The organism is Winslowiella sp. 2C04 (assembly GCF_050037805.1).
GTDB classification, from domain to species: Bacteria; Pseudomonadota; Gammaproteobacteria; order Enterobacterales; family Enterobacteriaceae; genus Erwinia; species Erwinia toletana_A.
Map to the genome: position 1 here is coordinate 1,677,759 of NZ_CP188300.1, position 19,519 is coordinate 1,697,277.

Sequence of the window (19,519 nt, forward strand, 5' to 3'; positions counted from 1 at the left end):
ATTAATTTTGAAAACCACAAAAACAACTTCCAAGGCTGAGAGCCATAATGAAGTCGATATTGGGCGACTGATTGGTTCACTTATTGATGGTAAATGGTTGATATCAGCAATCGTTATTTTTAGTGCCTTGCTGAGCGTTTTATATTGCATATTTGCAACACCCATTTACCAGTCCGACTCACTGGTTCAGGTTGAGCAGAATGTTGGCAATCAGATTATGGATAATCTGAATTCATTTATGCCAAATAAACCAGCTTCCGTGGCTGAGATTGAGCTAATTCAGTCGCGCCTGGTATTAGGCAAAACAATCGATGACTTGGGGTTAGATACAGTAATTAACCAGCACTACTTTCCAATATTTGGTAAAGGTTGGGCAAGATTAACGTCTGAAAAGAAAAATGATATTGCCGTTTCTCGCTTTACTGTACCAAAAGTGATGGAAAATCAAGGTTTTCAGATCGAAGTTAAGGATGAGAAGTCATATACCTTATTCAATTCTGATGGCGATGTAGTTTTGAATGGCACCGTTGGTGAACGCGCAACTGCTAACGAGATATCACTTTTAGTCAGCGATATTAAAGCAGAGCCAGGTACTGTCTTTGATGTCGTAAAATTGCCTTTCTTGTCTGTTGTTAAACAGGTGCAAGGGAATTTAATGGTTCAGGATATGGGTAAAGATACTGGCGTACTATCACTCACTTATACCGATCCTGATCCGGTGCGAGTGTATCAAGTACTTGACCGTATAACTAAAAATTATCTGCTGCAAAATGTTGAGCGAAAGTCTGAAGAAGCGGCTAAAAGTTTGGCTTTTCTGGATAAGCAAATTCCAAGCGTACGTAATGACCTTGATGCAGCAGAGAATAAACTTAACCATTATCGACAGCAAAATGACTCGGTGGACCTGTCACTAGAAGCTAAGTCAATGCTCGATACGATGGTAAATGTTGAATCACAACTCAACCAGTTGACGTTCAAAGAAGCTGAAATATCCAAGCTGTATACTAAAGATCACCCAGCATATCGTACGTTGTTGGAACAGCGGCAAGTATTAGTGAATGAAAAAGATAAATTAAATAAAAGAATCAATACATTACCTCAAACACAGCAAGAGATTCTGCGTTTGACTCGTGACGTACAGTCTGGGCAGGAAGTATTTATGCAATTGCTGAATAAGCAGCAAGAGCTCAAAATATCGCAAGCCAGTACTGTCGGGAATGTGCGCATCATTGATAATGCAGTCACATTGCCTGGAACGGTTAAGCCAAATAAACCACTTATTGTAGCGGGTTCCATTTTAGTAGGCTTTGTCATTGCCATCCTGGTTATTCTATTCCGCGCGATCCTTCACCGTGGAGTGATGAATCCATCAGAATTGGAAGAGGCAGGTATTAACGTTTATGCCAGCATTCCAATTTCATTATGGCAGCAAAAACAAGATCGGGAGTTAAGCAAGAATCATCGAAAACTCCAAAAAGCAGGTGCTTTGCTGGCTATTAATCAGCCCGCAGATATGGCGGTAGAAGCTGTAAGAAGTCTGCGTACAAGCTTGCACTTTGCCATGATGGATGCAAAAAATAATGTACTGATGATTTCTGGTGCCAGTCCTTCAACGGGTAAGACATTTGTCAGTTCAAACCTCACGTCACTTATTGCTCAAGCAAAATTGAAAGTCGTTTTGATTGATGCTGACTTAAGGAAGGGCTACTTGCATGACTTGCTGGGACTTAATAATGCTAAAGGATTATCCGAAGTACTTTCACAGCAGTGCACCATAGAAGATTCTATCCAGCGCTACACGGATTCCAACTTCGATGTGATTACTCGTGGGCAGGTGCCACCAAATCCAGCTGAGCTATTGATGAGTTCTCGTCTTGGTGATGTTGTAGAGTGGGCATCTAAAAATTACGACATTGTAATTGTGGATACTCCACCAATTTTGGCTGTTACTGATGCTGCTATTATTGGTAAGCACGCAGGAACCTCACTTCTGGTGACCCGATTTGCGGTGAATACACTTAAAGAAATTGAGATCAGTATCAATCGATTTGAACAAAATGGTATTGAAATTAAAGGTGTAATCCTCAACTCAGTATTTAAACAAGCGAAAGATGCTTACAGTGCTTATGGCTACTATGCCTACGAATATAAGTCCTCGGACAAGTAGTTAAAATATTGCCAGAAAAAACTTGGGAAAATCTATGAAATTATTGTTAGTTGGTAATCACACGTGTGGGAACCGCGGTGATGCTGCAATACTACGCGGTTTAACCGAATCCTTACATCGTGTGGATGAACAAGTAGAAATTGATATTATTAGTCGTTTTCCCGTAAGTTCCCAGTTGCTGCTTGGCCGTGAGGTCAAGCAGGATAAGTTAGACAAGCATATTAAGCGCTCAGTCAATGGATTGATAAAAAAAATAAAAAAACGCATTTCAACCAGGTTGCAACCAGCCATTCTGGTAGCACATCATAAAAGAGCGGGTTTACTATCAAAAATTTCCCTTCCTGGGGTTTATCTCGAATGCATCAATGAAATGAAAAATTATGATGCGATTATCCAGGTTGGCGGATCATTTTTTGTAGATCTATATGGCTCAAATCAGTTTGAACATGCGCTATGTGCATTATTAGCAGAGCGACCAATTTATATGATTGGCCATAGCGTTGGGCCTTTCAACAGAAAAGGCTTTAACGAAATAGCCGATTATGTTTTTTCCCAGGTTAATTCACTCATTCTTCGTGAGAATGTTAGCCTTGAATATATGAACAAAAGCAATATCAGTACTATCAAGGTTCAAGAGGGCATTGATACCGCTTGGTTAGTTTCCGCCGATTATCATTTAAAACAAGCCTTAAGTTATAACGTTGAACACTGGCATGAAGTTATTTCTAAGCATCAGACTGTTGCAATCACACTTCGTGAGTTAGCGCCCTTTGACAAACGTCTTGGGGTGACTCAACAAGAATACGAGCATGCTTTCGCTCGCTTAGTTAACAGTCTGACTGAAAAAGGTTATCAGGTTCTTGCCCTATCAACATGTACTGGCATCGATCGTTATAATAAAGACGATCGAATGATTGCGTTGAATATTAAGCAACTAGTTGAGAATCCTGAGAAATTTCATGTTGTGATGGATGAACTCAATGATGTTGAACTTGGACAGATTGTCTCACGTTGTACAATGACAATTGGGACGAGATTACATTCAGCAATCATTTCAATGAATTTCAATACACCAGCCATAGCAATTAATTATGAACATAAGTCCTTAGGTATAATGCGTAAAATGGGACTGGATGAAATGGCTGTTGATATTAAGGAGTTAATGAACGGTAGCATAATCCGCAAAGCCGAAAATGTGCTAGACAACATTGAATCCTATGAGAAAAGGATGACGGAAATTCTCGCCATACAAAGTCAAGCAGGCGATGAGATCAATAAAACCATCCTTGATAATATCAAGGGCTGATATGAAAATTACTTATTTTTTAACACACTTCCCTGTAGCATCTGAAACATTTGTTCTTAACCAAATTACTTCATTAATCGATTTAGGATATGACGTAAAAATAGTATCTATTTGGAAGGGTGATTTCACAAGGTTACATCCTGATTTCGAAAACTATAAACTGCGCGAAAGAGTGAAATATTTATTACCCGATGAGAATGGGGGGCTAATAAAGAAAACTATAAATCGTCTGTATAAAATAATTTTTAATCTGAATAAAAAACCTGTTCGTGATGCATTAAATTTTTGTGAGTATGGAAATCATGCTAAAAAGCTGCTACTTCCTTATATCACAGCTCTGAATCATGATTCAATTAAATCTGATGTATTTATCGCTCATTTTGGTACCACCGGAGTGTTAGCAAATAAATTACGACAAGTTAACTTTTTACAAGGAAGCGTGTGTACCGTATTTCATGGTATTGATATGTCCCTGTATGAAGTGATCAGGAATTATGAAGCTGATTACAAAAAGCTTTTTGAACAAACAGAGTTAATGCTTCCAATAAGTTATTTATGGAAGAAACGTCTTCTTGAAATGGGTTGTCCATCCAGTAAAATAGAAGTGTTACGGATGGGAGTTGATGTTGAAAACTTTACCTACAATCAACGTGAGCAGGTACAACTTCCTATTAAGATCATAAGCGTTGCTCGTTTGACTGAAAAGAAAGGTATTGATGATGCAATCAATGCCTGTGCGCTATTAAAACAGCAAGGTGTTCCATTTAGTTATACCATTTTAGGCGACGGGCCACTCAAAGAAGAGCTAAAAAAAATCATTGAAAATAATAATTTACAGCAGTATGTAGGCCTTGCTGGATTTAAAAATCAGGACGAGGTGAAAACATTATTGTCTGAGTCTGATGTTTTTCTATTACCTTCAGTGACTGGTAAAAATGGAGATATGGAAGGTATTCCAGTTGCATTAATGGAAGCCATGGCCAGAGGCCTACCAGTGGTTTCGACTTTCCATAGTGGTATTCCAGAGTTAATTGAAAATGAGGTCTCGGGATGGTTAGTCGCTGAGCATGACCCGGTTAGTCTTGCGGCTGTACTGAAAAAATTAGCACTTAACGAAGTACAACTCGGCGCGGTACTCGCAAAGGCCAGAGAGAAAATTGAAATTGATTTCAATGAAAAGTTAATCAATCAATCTTTGGCATACAAGCTGGAGTCAAAATTCCGTGAGTGATTTAAAAAAACAAGCCATGTGGTTATTTGGTGGAACTTGTTTTGCTGCAGCATTGCAAATAATACAGCTAGGCTTTCTTTCGCGTCACTTAGAAGCTCGCGATCTGGGGGTACTAGCCTTAATAAATTCTGTTTTGTTGATAGCCACAGTATTGCAAGACATGGGAATGAGTAGTTACTTGATTCACAGGCAACAACTAACATCTCGTGAACAGAGTACGATTTTTTGGATAAATCTTGCGTTCGGTGGGCTTACCGGTTTTTTAATGTTAATCCTAAGTTGGCCATTAGCGATCTTTTTTAAATTACCTGAGCTTAAAGGATTACTCATTCTTGCAAGTTTAAACTTTTTTATACTCGGTATGATGACGCAGTATCAGTCGCATTTTGTTAAGGTTAAAAGAGTTGTATTACTTGCTAAAGTTGAAATGTTTTCTAAATTTATTGCTTTTATTTTCGTGATTATGGCGCTTCTTTATACACCATTAAGGGCATCGAGTGTGGTTATTGGTTTATTTATCAATGCTGCACTGCGTGTAGTAATAATGATGTACCTTGCAGAAAGAAGCTGGCATCCAACGCGAGAATTCTGTAAAAATACGGCATTTAAAGCAATGCATTATGGTAAATATCAACTTGGTTCACAAACAATCAATCAGCTTCGTACGCAAGCTGACTCACTGCTGATCGGTAAGTTTCTCGGGGCCGAATTATTAGGGATATATTCGTTGGCCAAAGAGTTAGTCCTTCAACCTTTGAAACTGATTACTCCGGTGATTAACCGTCTAACGTTACCTCGCTTTGCTGAGCGGCAGCACTCTGGTGAAGACGTTAAAAAAATATTTTTAAAGGCCACATGGTGGATTAGTGTATTAAGCACATTGATGTTTCTTACAATTAATATTTTATCACCAGTAGTTGTACGAGTAATTTATGGCCCAGGTAAAGAGCAAGTTGCTATGTTGATTCCAATGATATTGTTGTTCGGCATGCTAAGACCAATGGGGGGGCTTACCGGTTCTATTTCTCAAGCGAATGGTAAAACTAACGTAGAATTCTGGTGGAATATCTGGGCAAGCGTCATAATGTTAACGATTATAGCTTGTGCTCTTTACTGGAATAGTTTAATTGCAGTTGCAATTGGTTTATCACTTTCTCAGTTCGTAATATCCTTAATTGTGCATCCTCTATTTATCAAGCCAGTAGTTGGGGTGACTTTCTTAAAATATTTGCGCAGCTGGGGCATAGTTACTTTAATGGCTATAATTATCATATTTTTAGTTCAGTCATTAAATCTTTACGTCTATCCAGAAAGTATTGGTATCTAAATGGCGTATAATTTAGGGGTGAAAGATGTCAGCGGTACATGAAGAGTTGTCTATTGTAATTCCTGTATATAATAGTTCGAAATTTATCGGCGAAACTATCGAAAGCATTATTAATTCATGCGGGGAACACAAGTATGAGATTATTCTTGTCGATGACTTATCTGCTGATTTAGATGTACTCAAAAAAGTGATTGATCAATATAAAAACATAAAGCTAATTGAGAAATCAGAAAAATCTAATGCTGCGCACTCGCGTAACTTAGGATTTGAGAATAGTCGTTACGAGAAGGTGTTTTTTCTTGATTCGGATGATCACTTTACCAGAGAATATATTCAATGCCGACTGAATTTGATGAACACGCAGCCATACGGTGTTTTTTTTGGCGGTTACACAACTGTAATAAATCGTAAAAAACGTATCCCGTATGATATCGAATATAGTGATGGCGATATTCGTGACTATTTATTTCTTAGGCATGGAGATTTCCGCACTTCGACTGTTTCAATTAACAAACGTTTTCATAAAGGGACTGTCTTCGATTCCGATATGCGTAAGCATCAGGACTGGGGGCTAGGCATTCGCTGTTATGATGCGAAAGAAAGTATTTACTATGATAAAAATACTTTAGTGATTATAAATATCGGACGCTTTGATCAAATGAGCGCAACGATGAACATCGAAGCGAGTAAGTATTTTCTTGATAACTATATTACTGATGACAAGCACCTCATTAAGTTCATTGAATTACATATTATTCGTGCGATTTGTAATAAAGATATAAAGGCACTAAAATTCTTTTTCACCAGCCTCAAAGATGTCGAAATGACTAGTAAAAAGAAAAGAATATTTCGCATCTATAAATTTCTGTCTCTGAGAGGAATTATTCAATTTTCATCCCCGACATTATCAGGAATGAAAGTAGTTAAGAATCTATTTAAATAGCACGGAATTACAATGAATAGCAAAAAAAACACTTTAGTTTATGTTATCAATAGTCTCGAGCCCGGCGGCGCTGAAATGGGATTTGAGTTATTACTGGATAACGGGTTATTTGATAATGTGTTTTTACATCTGGTTGTGATTAGCCGTAGCGGTAGCCTACTTGAAAAACGCATTGCTGAAAAGATAGGTGACAACATCCATTTTTTAAGTGAAGATCCAATCAGCAATAAAAAATTATTCAATTATGCGTTTTTAATCAGACGCTATCTGCAGAAAGTCGAGCCGAATGTAGTTATCTCAGCATTAACTCAGTCAGTATTAATTACGCGCTTTGCTCGTCTGACAATGCGATTCAAACATATCACATTCGAGCATAATACAGAGTTTCAAAATAGAGCAGCATTTTTCCTCACAAAGTGTAGCGATTTTCTTTCAGATAAGTTTTGGTGTGATTCAACAGCCACACAACGTTCACTGCTTGTCAGAAAAGATAACGCTAAGAATATCATCGTGCCACTTTTTCATGCTCAATCGTCAACCATAGCCAAAGTCTCTTATGATTCTGGCAATCTATTCCGAATTATGTCAGTAGGGCGTTTGATGCAGCAAAAAAATTATCGTCAATCACTCAAGGTTATTCAATTGCTGATTGAATCTGGCATCAAAGCCAGTCTTGATATTTTTGGCAACGGAGAAATGAAAAGTGAACTTGAAGAAATAGCAAAACAGGAAGGTCTCAAGGAAGCGATACGCTTCTGTGGGTTTGTGCAGGATTGGCAACGGGAAGCTCATAAGTATGATGCTTACTTACTTTCAAGCGAATTTGAAGGGCTTAGCATCGCAACACTTGAGGCAATGGGGGCTGGGCTGCCATGTGTTGTGAGGCCGGTAGGTGAACTTGCTAATTATATTGTTCCTTATCAGAATGGAATATTTGCTGAAACCCCTGATGAAGCAGCTATTGTGCTAGCTAAAATCTACCGCAGCCCGGATCTGGCAAAACAACTGGGTGAAAATGCGCGTAATTACGTTAATGAGAATCATTCAGAAGTCAAATTTGAAGAGCAAATCAGATTGGCGAGAATGGAAATAGGAATGGCTTGATGAAACCTACACAGCTACAGTTCCGATTCGGGCAGAATAAAATTTATACATTTGATGCACATTTGTCGATGCTTGTATGGATTTTTATTTTTCTCGCTTTCCCATTATTTGCTGTAATCAAAGAAAATATTTTTCCTATTTACTATTTCTGGGATGCTAATACGATAGAAACATTTATGATGAGGAATAATCCTCTTATAATGTTTGATTCTTATGCCAGTACGGCTGCATTTTTTAATGTATTCAATGTAAGTCGGGATTCTGTTATATTTCCAATAGTTTCATCTTTGATCATTATCGCTAACTTCTACTTCATTCTTAAAAAAAGTGAAGCAGAGAAAATTACTTTACTTGAATTTTTGGTGTATCTTTATTGTATGCTGTTGTCTATCGTATATATGACGCTGCTCAGTAAAGATTTTGTTGTGCTTCTTTTTATTATTCCTTTTCTGCCCCTGTCAAAAAAAGGTGTGGCCGGGTTGATTTTTTGGTCATTGCTTGCGTTATTCTATGCGATTTATTTCCGAAGTTATTGGTTTATCTTATTGGGCATGTTTTGGTTCTTTTACATTGCATTAGGGATATTCAGGCGTCCTATTGTAATACTACTTCTCGGTTTCTTTATCCTTTTCTGTCTGGCTGTAGTCTTTAAGGTTGGAATGGGGATAGATGTGGATAATTTCCGCAATATTGTGAATGAAACTCGACTTGAAAATGCTAACGAAAATGCACGTACAATGATAGTTTCCATCATTCCTGGCGGTGGATTAATCATTAGCTGGCTCAATGTTTGCCTCACGTGGGTATTTATGATGGTGCCAATACCCTTACTTGTATCATTTTCTCCGTTTTATATTATCATCTCATTTTTCATTATGCTCTTGTGGTATAAATTTTGGCGCTCTGTAAAGATTGAAATGATCAATCAGGGTGATAAGCAATTACGAGCTATTATTGCATTAATTATTTCCTTTACCGCTGTGCAAAGTATATTTGAACCAGATTATGGTAGCTATGTAAGACACTTATCTCCATTCTATCCACTATTTTTCTATGCACTTTTTGCCTCTTATCGTACGGTAAAAGAAGTTGAATAAAAGGAACAACTAATGAAAGTTTTGCATGCTGCTGAGACGATTAAAGGTGGAGTAGCGACAGTATTAAAGCAGATTGCCAGCTCACAAATAAATCGCAATGCTCATGATAAGATTATTTGTATTGTTCCAGATTCTCAGCGGAAAGAATTGGATTGTATAGCAGATAAAAATATTGTGACGTTTAAACGCAATCGTCGCGATATCAGTGCTTTTATTGCTTTTGCTCGTGTCTTTACCAAAAAAGTATGGCAAGAAAAACCAGACTTCGTCCACTTACACAGCACTTTTGCAGGCGTTTTAGCACGCGTTGTGCTGCTTTTAATGTGGCCTGTAAGAAGGCCTACAGTAATTTACTGCCCGCACGCATTCTCTTTTTTGATGGTGTCGACACCAATGAAAAGAAAAGTGTACATCTTGATTGAAAAAATTTTGCTTGGCATCACTGATAAAGTCGTTTGTGTAAGTGACTTTGAATATCAGGAAGGTTTAAAAGCTGGTCTCAATGAAGACAAGTTAACAACTATCTATAACGGTGTTCCTGTTAAGCTTGACAGAGTTAAGAAGGGTAAGACAGATAAAGTCAATCTACTTTTTGTTGGTCGATTTGATCTGCAAAAGGGCTATGATGTGCTCATTAATGCCTATCGGCAATGTAATAAAGAAGATTTTACATTAACTATAGTAGGCGATAGTGTTAATCATCAAAATGAAAAAGTTGAGTTGGAAAACGTTACTTATACAGGCTGGCTGGCCGCTAAAGATATTGAAAGTTATTTTATAGCTGCTGATGCATTGGTAATTCCAAGCCGTTGGGAAGGCTTTGCAATGGTCCCTTTAGAAGCAATGAGTTATTCTTTACCCGTTATTTCAAGTAACTCCACGTCGCTTCCTGAAGTTGTGATAGATGGTGAGACAGGTTTTTTATTTGACAATGGTGATGTAAACGCTTTAGCAAACATATTATCAAACCTGAAAAAATATGATCTCGTGGAAATGGGTAGAAAAGGTAATAAATTCTTTAATGAAAATTTCACCTCTCAAAGTATGATCGATAAAACTAATGAACTGTATTCCATACTCAAGTCCAGTAATAAGTAACAATCAAGTTACAAAATATAGAAATTCAAATCGTGTCTTCGATAATGCATGAATTGAGCAGGAAAGTAAAAAATGAATACGGTTAATGATAAACGAACGCGAACTAATGCATCTATCATTTCAATGATGCAGCGCTTTTCTGATATTTTTGTCATGTTTTGCGGTTTTTATATCATCAATTTAATTGACTCCAGAGTTGTTGATTCGCCTTTATGGTTGCATATGTTAACAGCTTTAGTTGTCTTTCAAATGGTAGGAGGTATCACAGACTTTTATCGCTCCTGGCGTGGTGTGAACTTTGGTTCAGAATTACAGCTTATATTGCAAAACTGGACAATCAGTCTCGTTATAAGTGCAGGGTTAATGTCATTTGTAAATGTTATTTATCTTGATTTCAAACAATATATGTTGCTTTTCTTTACTGTTTCAGTGGGCTTTCTTTTTTCGCGCGCGAGTATCCGTTTTCTATCGGGCTTTATCCGAAAACTCGGTTACAACACTCGCAATGTCGCGATTGTAGGTAATATGCCTATTGGAATATCATTAGCCAATAGCTTTTTGAATGCACCCTGGATGGGAATGAATGTTGTAGGTCATTACTCGAATGTTAAAATAAAATCAGATGATGAATCCGAAAAAAATATAATATATTGTGGTGACATTGATCAGTTATTAGTTGATGCGAGAGAGGGCCGAATAGATAAAATCTATATTGCGATGGCAATGTCGGAAGAAGTGACTATAAGAAGACTTGTAAATCAACTAACTGATACAACATGTTCAGTAATGTTGATTCCCGATATTTTCACGCTAAATGTTCTACATTCTCGTACAGAAGAAGTAAATGGTGTGCCCGTGGTTCCTCTTTTTGAAACACCTATGAGCGGTATGAATATGGTGTTCAAACGTATTGAGGATATTATTGTTTCATCTCTCATATTGCTTTTTATTTCACCGGTTTTATTAACAATATCTCTGGCAGTAAAAATAACCTCGCCAGGACCGATAATATTTCGCCAGTTGCGCTATGGGATGGATGGCAAGCCTATTATGGTGTGGAAATTCCGTTCTATGTCTGTCATGGAAAATGGTGATAAGGTCGTGCAGGCAACTAAGGGCGATGTGCGAATTACACCTATAGGACGTATTTTACGTTCAACGTCATTGGATGAGTTGCCGCAATTTATCAATGTGTTGAAAGGTGATATGTCGATAGTTGGTCCCCGTCCTCATGCAGTCGCACATAACGAACAATATCGTGCAATCATTCAGGGTTATATGCTTCGTCATAAGGTAAAACCAGGTATCACGGGATGGGCGCAGATTAATGGCTGGCGGGGCGAAACTGACACTTTAGAAAAAATGGAAAAACGTGTAGAGTTCGATCTACAGTACATTCGTGACTGGAGCATTTGGCTCGATTTAAGGATTATCTTCCTGACAATCTTCAAAGGTTTTGTTAGTAAAACTGCATATTGAAGAAGAAGTAGCATAGCGTAAAGTTGGAATATTCTTTTATTATTCATTACGATGATGATCTTGATAGCACTTCTGTATTCCAGAAGTGCTTTTTGTTTTTAATAATATCTTCAGCTTATCATTATATGTCTGAAAGTATTTGATTCTCTATTTAATCAATACCCTGTCATTCTTGCTAGTACTCATAATTAGGAATGTACATGAAAGAGATTGATAAGTTTAAAGATAAAGTTGCTGCTGTAAAATCAGAACGCCGCAGCTTCATGAAAAAGTTGGCTATCACACTCAGCGCCGCGCCACTTTTGCTGGATACTAAGTCACAAGCTGCAGATATCACGTCACTCACATCCAACTCCCCAGCTATGCCCTCAGAAGTATCATCAAATCCCACTCTTAAAATCTTATCTGAACATGACGGATTAAAGTTTGTCGGTACATGTTCAGATGTTCAAAATCTGAGTAAAACTATTCCTGAATTTCCTGGGCAGATAATTTTTGTTAGTAGCTGGAGTGAAAATCATTCACAAAATGGATGCGGATTTTTTACAGCAGTAAAGGACTCTACTTTAGATACAAATGGTGGAACACAGTTTAAGGCACCCGGAGGGTGGTGCTGGGTGCGCGTAATCGAAGGAGATACGATTGATGCAACTTGGTTTGGCGTTAGTGCAGATGGTACTGATTGCGGTGATAACATAGCTAAAGCAATAAGTTACATAACACACAATGGTGGAGTACTTTCTTTTCCTGCTGGTGAGATAAATTTCGGTAAATATCGTGTTAGCGTGAACTGGTTTAAGGGTATTAAGCCATTCACGATTAAAGGGCAGGGAGCTTCTACCATATTTACTTTCGATAATATCGATCCACCAGAACGACCTGAAAACAAAAACTGGGTCATGGAACCTAACCTGTTCCATTTTCGAGGTAATACTGATGATTGTCTCATCGATAGCGTAACAATTCAGGACCTTTGTATAAATTACACCCGACAGAGAAATCGCGGTGGTACCAACTTAGATCAACTTTCTGAATGCCATCCAACACCTCATTCTAAAGGTGTAACTGCTCTCTTTTTTGACAGATGTCTAAATCCCAAAGTGAGCAATGTTCGATTGACTGATATTTACGGCAGCGGAATATATGTCCGGCGCTGTTTCAACCCCTTGATGGAACGCGTGCATATGTATGATGTTTCATCTAATCAGATACTTGCTCGCGACAAACGGATGGATCGTGATGAGTTTGGTGGAGGTATATTTTACTGGGCTTGTTACGGCGGTAAAATGAATGACTGCGTTGCATGGAATACTCGTAAATACACTGTTGATATACTCTCACCCGATAATAAACAGCAGATAAAAAAAACACTTTGTGGTTACATAGGTTTTTGGACGGAGTTCGGTAGTAAAGAAGGTATTCATGCTGCTCCAATGATTGACTGGTTGAACATAACCGGTGGTCAGTTGGATCGTGTCTCACGTGGAGTTGAAATATCTAATTGCATTGCCTATGGATATGTCATAGGTATCAAGGCTGAAGCGAAAGTTGATGTAAGTATAATCAATAACATTGTTCTTAATTGCTATTTGCCAATCAATTGCAGTGGTGTTCGGGGAGTTGTGCAACGCAACTTCACAGACATGTTACAAGCAGAGGATGTTAAATGTCCACAGGGCGGTTATGAAGAAAGACGCTCTCATTTAGGTGGGGTTACCTTTACTAAATATGGGCCCTCAAATTTAACCCTCGAAATATCACATAATTATGTTCACACAAAAAACTATGCTGCAGTAAACGTGAGTAGAACAAATCTCAAGTTTTTATATAATTATATTGAAATCAATGGCGTTGCAGACATGTTCAAATCTTCTGGAAAAGGAAGGCTGTTTGGATTAGAAATAAGTGGTAATACGTTTTACTACAGTAGACTGTCTGCCCCTAAACCCTCTACGATCGCCTATAATATCACCGGTATAATTGAACGAAACAGTTTTATTATAAACTCTAAATCACCAGCGGTAATTATTATACGCAATAATGAACAGTCTCCGAATATACAGTTTAGAGATAATGTTATTACAGGACCCTTAGACATAAAATCTGCTTCAAGCATAAACATTAGAAATAATGTTTTTTCTAATAGAACATTAAATCCTTCACGAATTGAACTGAATGCAGACCATTGTTCAATCTGTGGAAATATCTTTGAGTTACCCAGCACAATGATTAATGAACCCATTGTATTGCGGGGGAGTAATCACAGAATTGAAAATAACAATTTCCACTTAATCCCTTTTTCAGAGTATCCAGTCAAAATCGCTGCTTATTTTCGGCTTGCTCGGGGAACTAAAAACTTAATTTTTCGTAGCAATCATTTACTTGATGAAAAAAATAACATTTCGCTGGTAGTTGCTAGCGAAGTTTCATCTCTATTGTTCTTTGATAACACCAACAGCGGTGATGGAGTAATGCTGTACACTGAGGGGAAAATTTATGGACCTGTCGTTAATGAGCGTAATCAATTCAAAGCCGGTCTTTTAAGTGGTAAGTTTAAGGAAGATCCGAACCGTGTCAGTAACCTGGACGATGATTTTAAACCAATGATTGGTGAAAGACTTTATTACCAACTACCGGCTATTAACGGTGCTGAGGGGATTGTGCTGACATCCAAAGGATGGCGAGAGTTTGGCCATATCAGTAATGATGAGCCTATTTGATATGGTCCATTAAATATCATGAGTAGCATTACATTTAATGATGTTGAGGATTTAATTGTAAATTCAGGTTATTATCCGGTAAGAAATCTCGTTGAATTTTCAGATAAAGATTATACTTACCAATCATACCTTTAATGCATAATGAATGAGTATCTTTACAACATAATGTGGAAAAATCATGACGAAGCTTAAAGCAGTTATCCCGGTAGCGGGACTCGGTATGCATATGCTCCCGGCCACTAAAGCCATCCCTAAAGAGATGCTGCCTGTTGTTGATAAGCCAATGATTCAGTACATCATTGATGAGTGTGTTGCTGCAGGTATCAAGGAGATTGTGCTGGTTACCCACGCGTCCAAGAACGCGGTTGAAAACCATTTCGATACCTCTTATGAGCTTGAAGCACTGCTGGAAGCGCGCGTTAAGCGACAATTACTGAGTGAAGTTCAGTCTATCTGCCCGCCGGGCGTAACCATTATGAACGTGCGTCAGGCTCAACCACTTGGGCTGGGACACTCCGTTCTTTGTGCTCGCCCAATGATTGGCAATAATCCGTTTGTCGTGGTGCTGCCAGATGTGTTGCTGGACGATTCTACCGCTGATCAACTGCGCTACAATTTGGCCGCGATGGTTGCGCGTTTTGAAGAGACTGGGCGCAGTCAGGTCCTGGCGAAGCATATGCCGGATGCCGACCTCTCTGAATACTCTGTGATTGTGACAGATGAAAATCTGGAAAATGAAGGTCAAACTGCGGCGATTACTGAGTATGTCGAAAAGCCAGAAAATCCTCAAACACTGAATTCTGACCTTGCCGCGGTAGGTCGCTATGTCCTTTCTGGTGATATCTGGCAAGAATTGGAAAATCTTGAGCCGGGAGCATGGGGTCGCATTCAGTTAACTGACGCAATTGCTAATCTGAGCAAGAAGAAACCGGTTGATGCCAGTCTGATGACCGGTACCAGTTTTGACTGCGGTCGTAAACTTGGCTATATGCAGGCTTTTGTCTCATATGGACTGCGCAACAACGACCAGGGGCGTGAGTTCCGCGAACAAATCAAGAAACTGCTGGCGAAGTAATTTAATATTTATCCCGCGTATCTTTCGCGGCTGGAAGGAGTTGAAATGGCTATTTTAGTAACCGGTGGGGCTGGCTATATTGGTTCCCATACGGTTCTGGCGCTTCTGGAGCGCGGTGATGATGTAGTAGTGCTGGACAATCTCAGCAATGCTTCGCGTGAATCACTTAATCGCGTTGAAAAGCTTGCCGGTAAAAGTGCGGTGTTCTGCGAAGGTGATGTTCTTGATCGTGCCTGTCTACGAGATATCTTTGCCAGTTATAACATCAGTGCTGTGATTCATTTTGCCGGATTAAAGGCGGTAGGTGAATCTACACGCAAGCCGCTTAAATACTATGAGAATAACGTTTCAGGTACCGTGGTATTACTGGAAGAGATGCATAGCGCTGGCATTTATCAAATAATTTTCAGTTCAAGTGCAACGGTGTACGGTGCTGATGCGCCAGTTCCTTACGTTGAAACCACTCCTATTGGTGGCACCACCAGCCCTTACGGCACCTCAAAGCTGATGGTTGAACAGATTTTACAGGATTATGCAAAAGCAAACAGCAACGTTAAAGCGATCGCGCTGCGCTATTTTAATCCTGTTGGCGCGCATGAGTCCGGGGAAATCGGTGAAGATCCTAACGGGATTCCAAATAATCTGTTGCCTTATATTGCGCAAGTAGCTATTGGTCGGCTGGAAAAATTGGGCATTTTTGGTGATGATTATGACACTGAAGATGGCACAGGCGTACGTGACTATATCCACGTTGTTGACCTTGCAGAAGGGCATCTGAAAGCGCTTGATCACTTGTCCGCGATCAACGGCTACAAAGCCTACAATCTTGGGGCAGGTAAGGGATATTCAGTGCTTGAAATGGTTCATGCATTTGAAAATGCCTCGGGTCGTAAGGTGCCGTACCAGATATCTTCCCGACGTGATGGTGATCTTGCCGCCTTCTGGGCAGATGCTACGCTGGCCGATCAGGAGCTTAACTGGCGAGTTACGCGTGGAATCGATGCAATGATGCGCGACACCTGGAACTGGCAGTCGAAAAATCCGCAGGGTTTTAACTAACAAATATTATTCATTAAACAGCCTCCTTTAGTTCCAAAAAGGAGGCTTTTTTTTTCTGGCAGCAAAGTTAAGTTGTTGTTGCACTACGCCTGCTGTTTCTAATTCCAAATAAAAATCGAGTAAAATTGAAAAAATTGATGATATGATAAATAATTACGCAACTCATAAGCGTGGCCAGGCAGAGATAAATATAGAAGTCATAAACATTGTCAGATATTTTATCAACCTGCGGTGCAAGAAGCTGAATAACTCCAAAATGTGATACATAAATAATTAAAGAACTATCTTTGAGGAAGTTAATCAACCGGCTACTATAGTCAATTCTCAGAAATATGAATAGCAGTGACAAGCTGATAAACATGCCTGAAAGGAAGTCTGAACATGTTTTGAAAAGTTGCTCAACGAATGAAATATTTTGTATAATATATTTTTTATCATAAAGGTAAGTGGATGCTATACTAAAAACAACTGCAAAGAATGCGATGTAATAAATCCTATTTTCGATGATTTTTAGGTTTTCTCTTTTGAAAAGCATAAAGCCAGTCAAGTAAAAAACAGAAAAATATAATGGTCTCAATATCATATTTTCAAAAAGCTCATTGGTTATTCCATTCGTGTTTATTTTAGTTCCCACAAAGCTTAACACGGCCCATGTAAAAAATATAAATGAAATCGCACAACAGAACTTGACATTTAAAGTGAGCTTTTTGATAAGGTTAAGTACTGGCTGATAACAGCTTATCAGGGACAGGATAAGTAGCGTCAAAAGAAACCACAGATGCTTGAGTTCGTAGGTTAACTGATTTTTTATCAAAATATTTGGTATGAGAATGAAAAGTATAAAGCTGGAAAGCAAAGGTACCATTACACGTTCTTTACGATTATTTAGAAAGTATTTTCTATCTTTATGAGTAAAGAGCATGCAGGCAAGAAATCCACATAAAATAAAAAAGCATTCCATTCGGAACAAACTTACATACTGAAAAACGAGGCTAATAATTGTACTTGTACCATGAACACTTTTATAAGACCAATCTGAGTAATTAACAAATAGAGCAGCGTGAATAAAAATGCCGAAAATCATCATTATTGCTCTTAATGAGTCAAGGCCGTAATAATAACGCATTGTGAATACCTTAGGAACGTGAAAGTTCCCCCTATTATTGGTAACTATTGGTAAATTAATACTGGTTTTATCCGAAAGTTGTTATCATGCTTATCGTATTACTGATAATGATTTATTGTGGTGATAATTTCCGGTAAAAATGGCTATACTTGTAACCTTTCTGATGAACATACGTTATTAGTCAGGCTGTCATAATTACCTCTGTGAACTTAAATAGTGATTGCGACGTGTATACCAATTTTTTCAATTTCCGATTACAAATAAACGAGACTATCGTTTATTTGTAATCCTCTCCATTTGTCTATCAAAGTATAAGAATCTTGTGGTGTGTAAAGGTGCCTGTTTTATATAGCACTGAAATTATGAAGTAGCAAAAGAGAAGTGTTATTTGATTGAAGGGGGATGCTACTCGAATCTTAAATTGAGAAAAGTCTTCATTAGCTGGATGAAAAAAATACCTTCGTTCAAATTAAAGTATCGTTTTCAATTGATGCTGCCATTGATGATTGATGATTGATGATTGATGATTGATAATTTATGAGGGCAAGATCGACTCAGATCTGATCGTCTTAAGGGTATCTTTTTACGCAGGACATCGAGGTATCTGAGTCACCATTACTGTATGTAATGTAACCGCTTCATCATCCGTTCGCCTATCATTTTACAACTCAGCCAATACTTTTACACTTAACACTTGTGTAAGAGATCAGTTAGTACCAAAATTATCGCTTACCCTAGCGAGCTGATGCCACACACAAGGTGTTTACCATGATGCTCCAGGATAAATCCTGAGTGAAATCCTCTGGCAAAACGCGTATCCTGTCGCCTGAGTTCACATCGCTGGCGTTACTGCAGCAACTGGTTGCTGGAAGCCAGGGGCGGTAGCGTGGTTTCAAAAAAGTTGTGTTTAGGACAACGTTAATTATATTCATAAACCGACTTATTGGTCTCGTAAATAGATGAACGATAAAATTTATACAAATTTTGATACTACACGCATTCGTGATTAATCTTTTGAGGTGTTTTTGTGAATCCTAAAGTCAGTATTATAACTGCAACCTATAATTCGGCTGAGTTTATCGAAGCGCTTTTCGCTTGTCTGCTGAATCAGACTTATGAAAACTGGGAGTGGTTGATCACCGATGATTGTTCAAAAGATAATACATGGTCTTTACTTGAAAGAATAGCGGCACAAGACTTGCGCGTTTGTATTAAGAAAAACATTGTTAACCAAGGTGCAGCAGTATCTCGTAATGAAAGTCTGCGTCGCGCTAAGGGCGAATATCTGGCTTTTGTTGATAGCGATGATTTATGGCACCCTGATAAACTCAGTAAGCAGATTGCTTTTATGCGTGAGAATAATTATCAGTTTACTTTCACTGCATATCGATTAATTAATGAGCAGGGAATTGTTTTAAATAAAAAAATTGATTTAAAAAACAAGCAAACCTCGTTCACTTACAGTGATATGCTGTGCAAAAGGGCTACCCTGGGTTGTTCAACCGTAGTGATCAAAAACGGTATTATTAGCGATATGACCATGCCGTTGTTACGTACCGGACAGGATTATGCATTCTGGTTAAAAATTTTAAAACAACATAAAACAGCTTATCTCCTACAGGAATGCCTAACTGATTATCGTATCGTTCAGAACTCTATCTCACGAAATAAATTTAAAAAAGCTGCAAGACAATGGCAAATTTATCGTGACGTGGAAAAGCTTAATTTTATCAAAACGATATATTCATTTGTTAACTATGCATATCGTGCAGTGTTTCGGGGATAAG

At 38.4% G+C, this 19,519-nt stretch carries 14 protein-coding genes; 13 read left to right on the forward strand and 1 reads right to left on the reverse strand.

Going from position 1 to position 19,519, the window contains the following annotated elements:
* Positions 1 to 7: 7 nt before the first annotated feature.
* From wzc to galE, 12 genes are all read left to right on the forward strand, one after another.
* Complete coding sequence (gene wzc / locus ACP3TC_RS07240; protein ID WP_426817860.1) at positions 8 to 2,167, forward strand: tyrosine-protein kinase Wzc; 2,160 nt, start codon at positions 8 to 10, stop codon at positions 2,165 to 2,167.
* A 34-nt stretch (positions 2,168 to 2,201) separates the two neighbouring features.
* Positions 2,202 to 3,473 (forward strand): colanic acid biosynthesis pyruvyl transferase WcaK, encoded by a 1,272-nt coding sequence (wcaK, locus tag ACP3TC_RS07245; RefSeq protein ID WP_426817861.1) that lies wholly within the window; start codon positions 2,202 to 2,204, stop codon positions 3,471 to 3,473.
* A 1-nt stretch (position 3,474) separates the two neighbouring features.
* Positions 3,475 to 4,704 carry a glycosyltransferase gene (locus tag ACP3TC_RS07250; protein ID WP_426817862.1) on the forward strand — a complete coding sequence of 410 codons (1,230 nt, stop codon included), beginning with the start codon at positions 3,475 to 3,477 and terminating at the stop codon, positions 4,702 to 4,704.
* Entirely contained in the window at positions 4,697 to 6,031 is a 1,335-nt protein-coding gene (locus ACP3TC_RS07255) for a lipopolysaccharide biosynthesis protein (protein ID WP_426817863.1), read from the forward strand. Before ACP3TC_RS07250 ends, ACP3TC_RS07255 begins: the two co-directional genes overlap by 8 nt.
* Before the next feature lie 25 nt (positions 6,032 to 6,056).
* The gene (locus ACP3TC_RS07260; protein ID WP_426817864.1) at positions 6,057 to 6,974 is read left to right on the forward strand and encodes a glycosyltransferase family 2 protein; all 918 of its coding nucleotides are present in this window, start codon (positions 6,057 to 6,059) and stop codon (positions 6,972 to 6,974) included.
* 12 nt (positions 6,975 to 6,986) lie between these two features.
* Positions 6,987 to 8,078, forward strand: a complete 1,092-nt coding sequence (locus ACP3TC_RS07265) for a glycosyltransferase (protein ID WP_426817865.1) — start codon at positions 6,987 to 6,989, stop codon at positions 8,076 to 8,078.
* The gene (locus ACP3TC_RS07270; RefSeq protein WP_426817866.1) at positions 8,078 to 9,175 is read left to right on the forward strand and encodes a hypothetical protein; all 1,098 of its coding nucleotides are present in this window, start codon (positions 8,078 to 8,080) and stop codon (positions 9,173 to 9,175) included. Before ACP3TC_RS07265 ends, ACP3TC_RS07270 begins: the two co-directional genes overlap by 1 nt.
* A 12-nt stretch (positions 9,176 to 9,187) precedes the next feature.
* Positions 9,188 to 10,273 (forward strand): glycosyltransferase, encoded by a 1,086-nt coding sequence (locus tag ACP3TC_RS07275; protein ID WP_426817867.1) that lies wholly within the window; start codon positions 9,188 to 9,190, stop codon positions 10,271 to 10,273.
* A gap of 72 nt (positions 10,274 to 10,345) precedes the next feature.
* Positions 10,346 to 11,752, forward strand: coding sequence for an undecaprenyl-phosphate glucose phosphotransferase (gene wcaJ, locus ACP3TC_RS07280; RefSeq protein WP_426817868.1), 1,407 nt, complete (start codon positions 10,346 to 10,348; stop codon positions 11,750 to 11,752).
* Between the two features lie 200 nt (positions 11,753 to 11,952).
* On the forward strand, positions 11,953 to 14,472 hold the full coding sequence (locus tag ACP3TC_RS07285; RefSeq protein WP_426817869.1) for a hypothetical protein: 2,520 nt from the start codon (positions 11,953 to 11,955) through the stop codon (positions 14,470 to 14,472).
* Between the two features lie 178 nt (positions 14,473 to 14,650).
* Positions 14,651 to 15,547 (forward strand): UTP--glucose-1-phosphate uridylyltransferase GalF, encoded by an 897-nt coding sequence (gene galF / locus ACP3TC_RS07290; protein WP_313852711.1) that lies wholly within the window; start codon positions 14,651 to 14,653, stop codon positions 15,545 to 15,547.
* A gap of 45 nt (positions 15,548 to 15,592) precedes the next feature.
* Positions 15,593 to 16,606 (forward strand): UDP-glucose 4-epimerase GalE, encoded by a 1,014-nt coding sequence (gene galE, locus ACP3TC_RS07295; protein WP_426817870.1) that lies wholly within the window; start codon positions 15,593 to 15,595, stop codon positions 16,604 to 16,606.
* 67 nt (positions 16,607 to 16,673) lie between these two features.
* On the opposite strand, the gene ACP3TC_RS07300 is transcribed toward galE, so the two are convergent.
* Positions 16,674 to 17,732: an acyltransferase family protein gene (locus ACP3TC_RS07300; protein WP_426817871.1), complete on the reverse strand. Its 1,059-nt coding sequence runs from the start codon at positions 17,730 to 17,732 to the stop codon at positions 16,674 to 16,676.
* Between the two features lie 1,027 nt (positions 17,733 to 18,759).
* Between ACP3TC_RS07300 and ACP3TC_RS07305 the strand changes: the two genes are divergently transcribed.
* On the forward strand, positions 18,760 to 19,518 hold the full coding sequence (locus ACP3TC_RS07305; protein WP_426817872.1) for a glycosyltransferase family 2 protein: 759 nt from the start codon (positions 18,760 to 18,762) through the stop codon (positions 19,516 to 19,518).
* Position 19,519 lies beyond the last annotated feature (1 nt).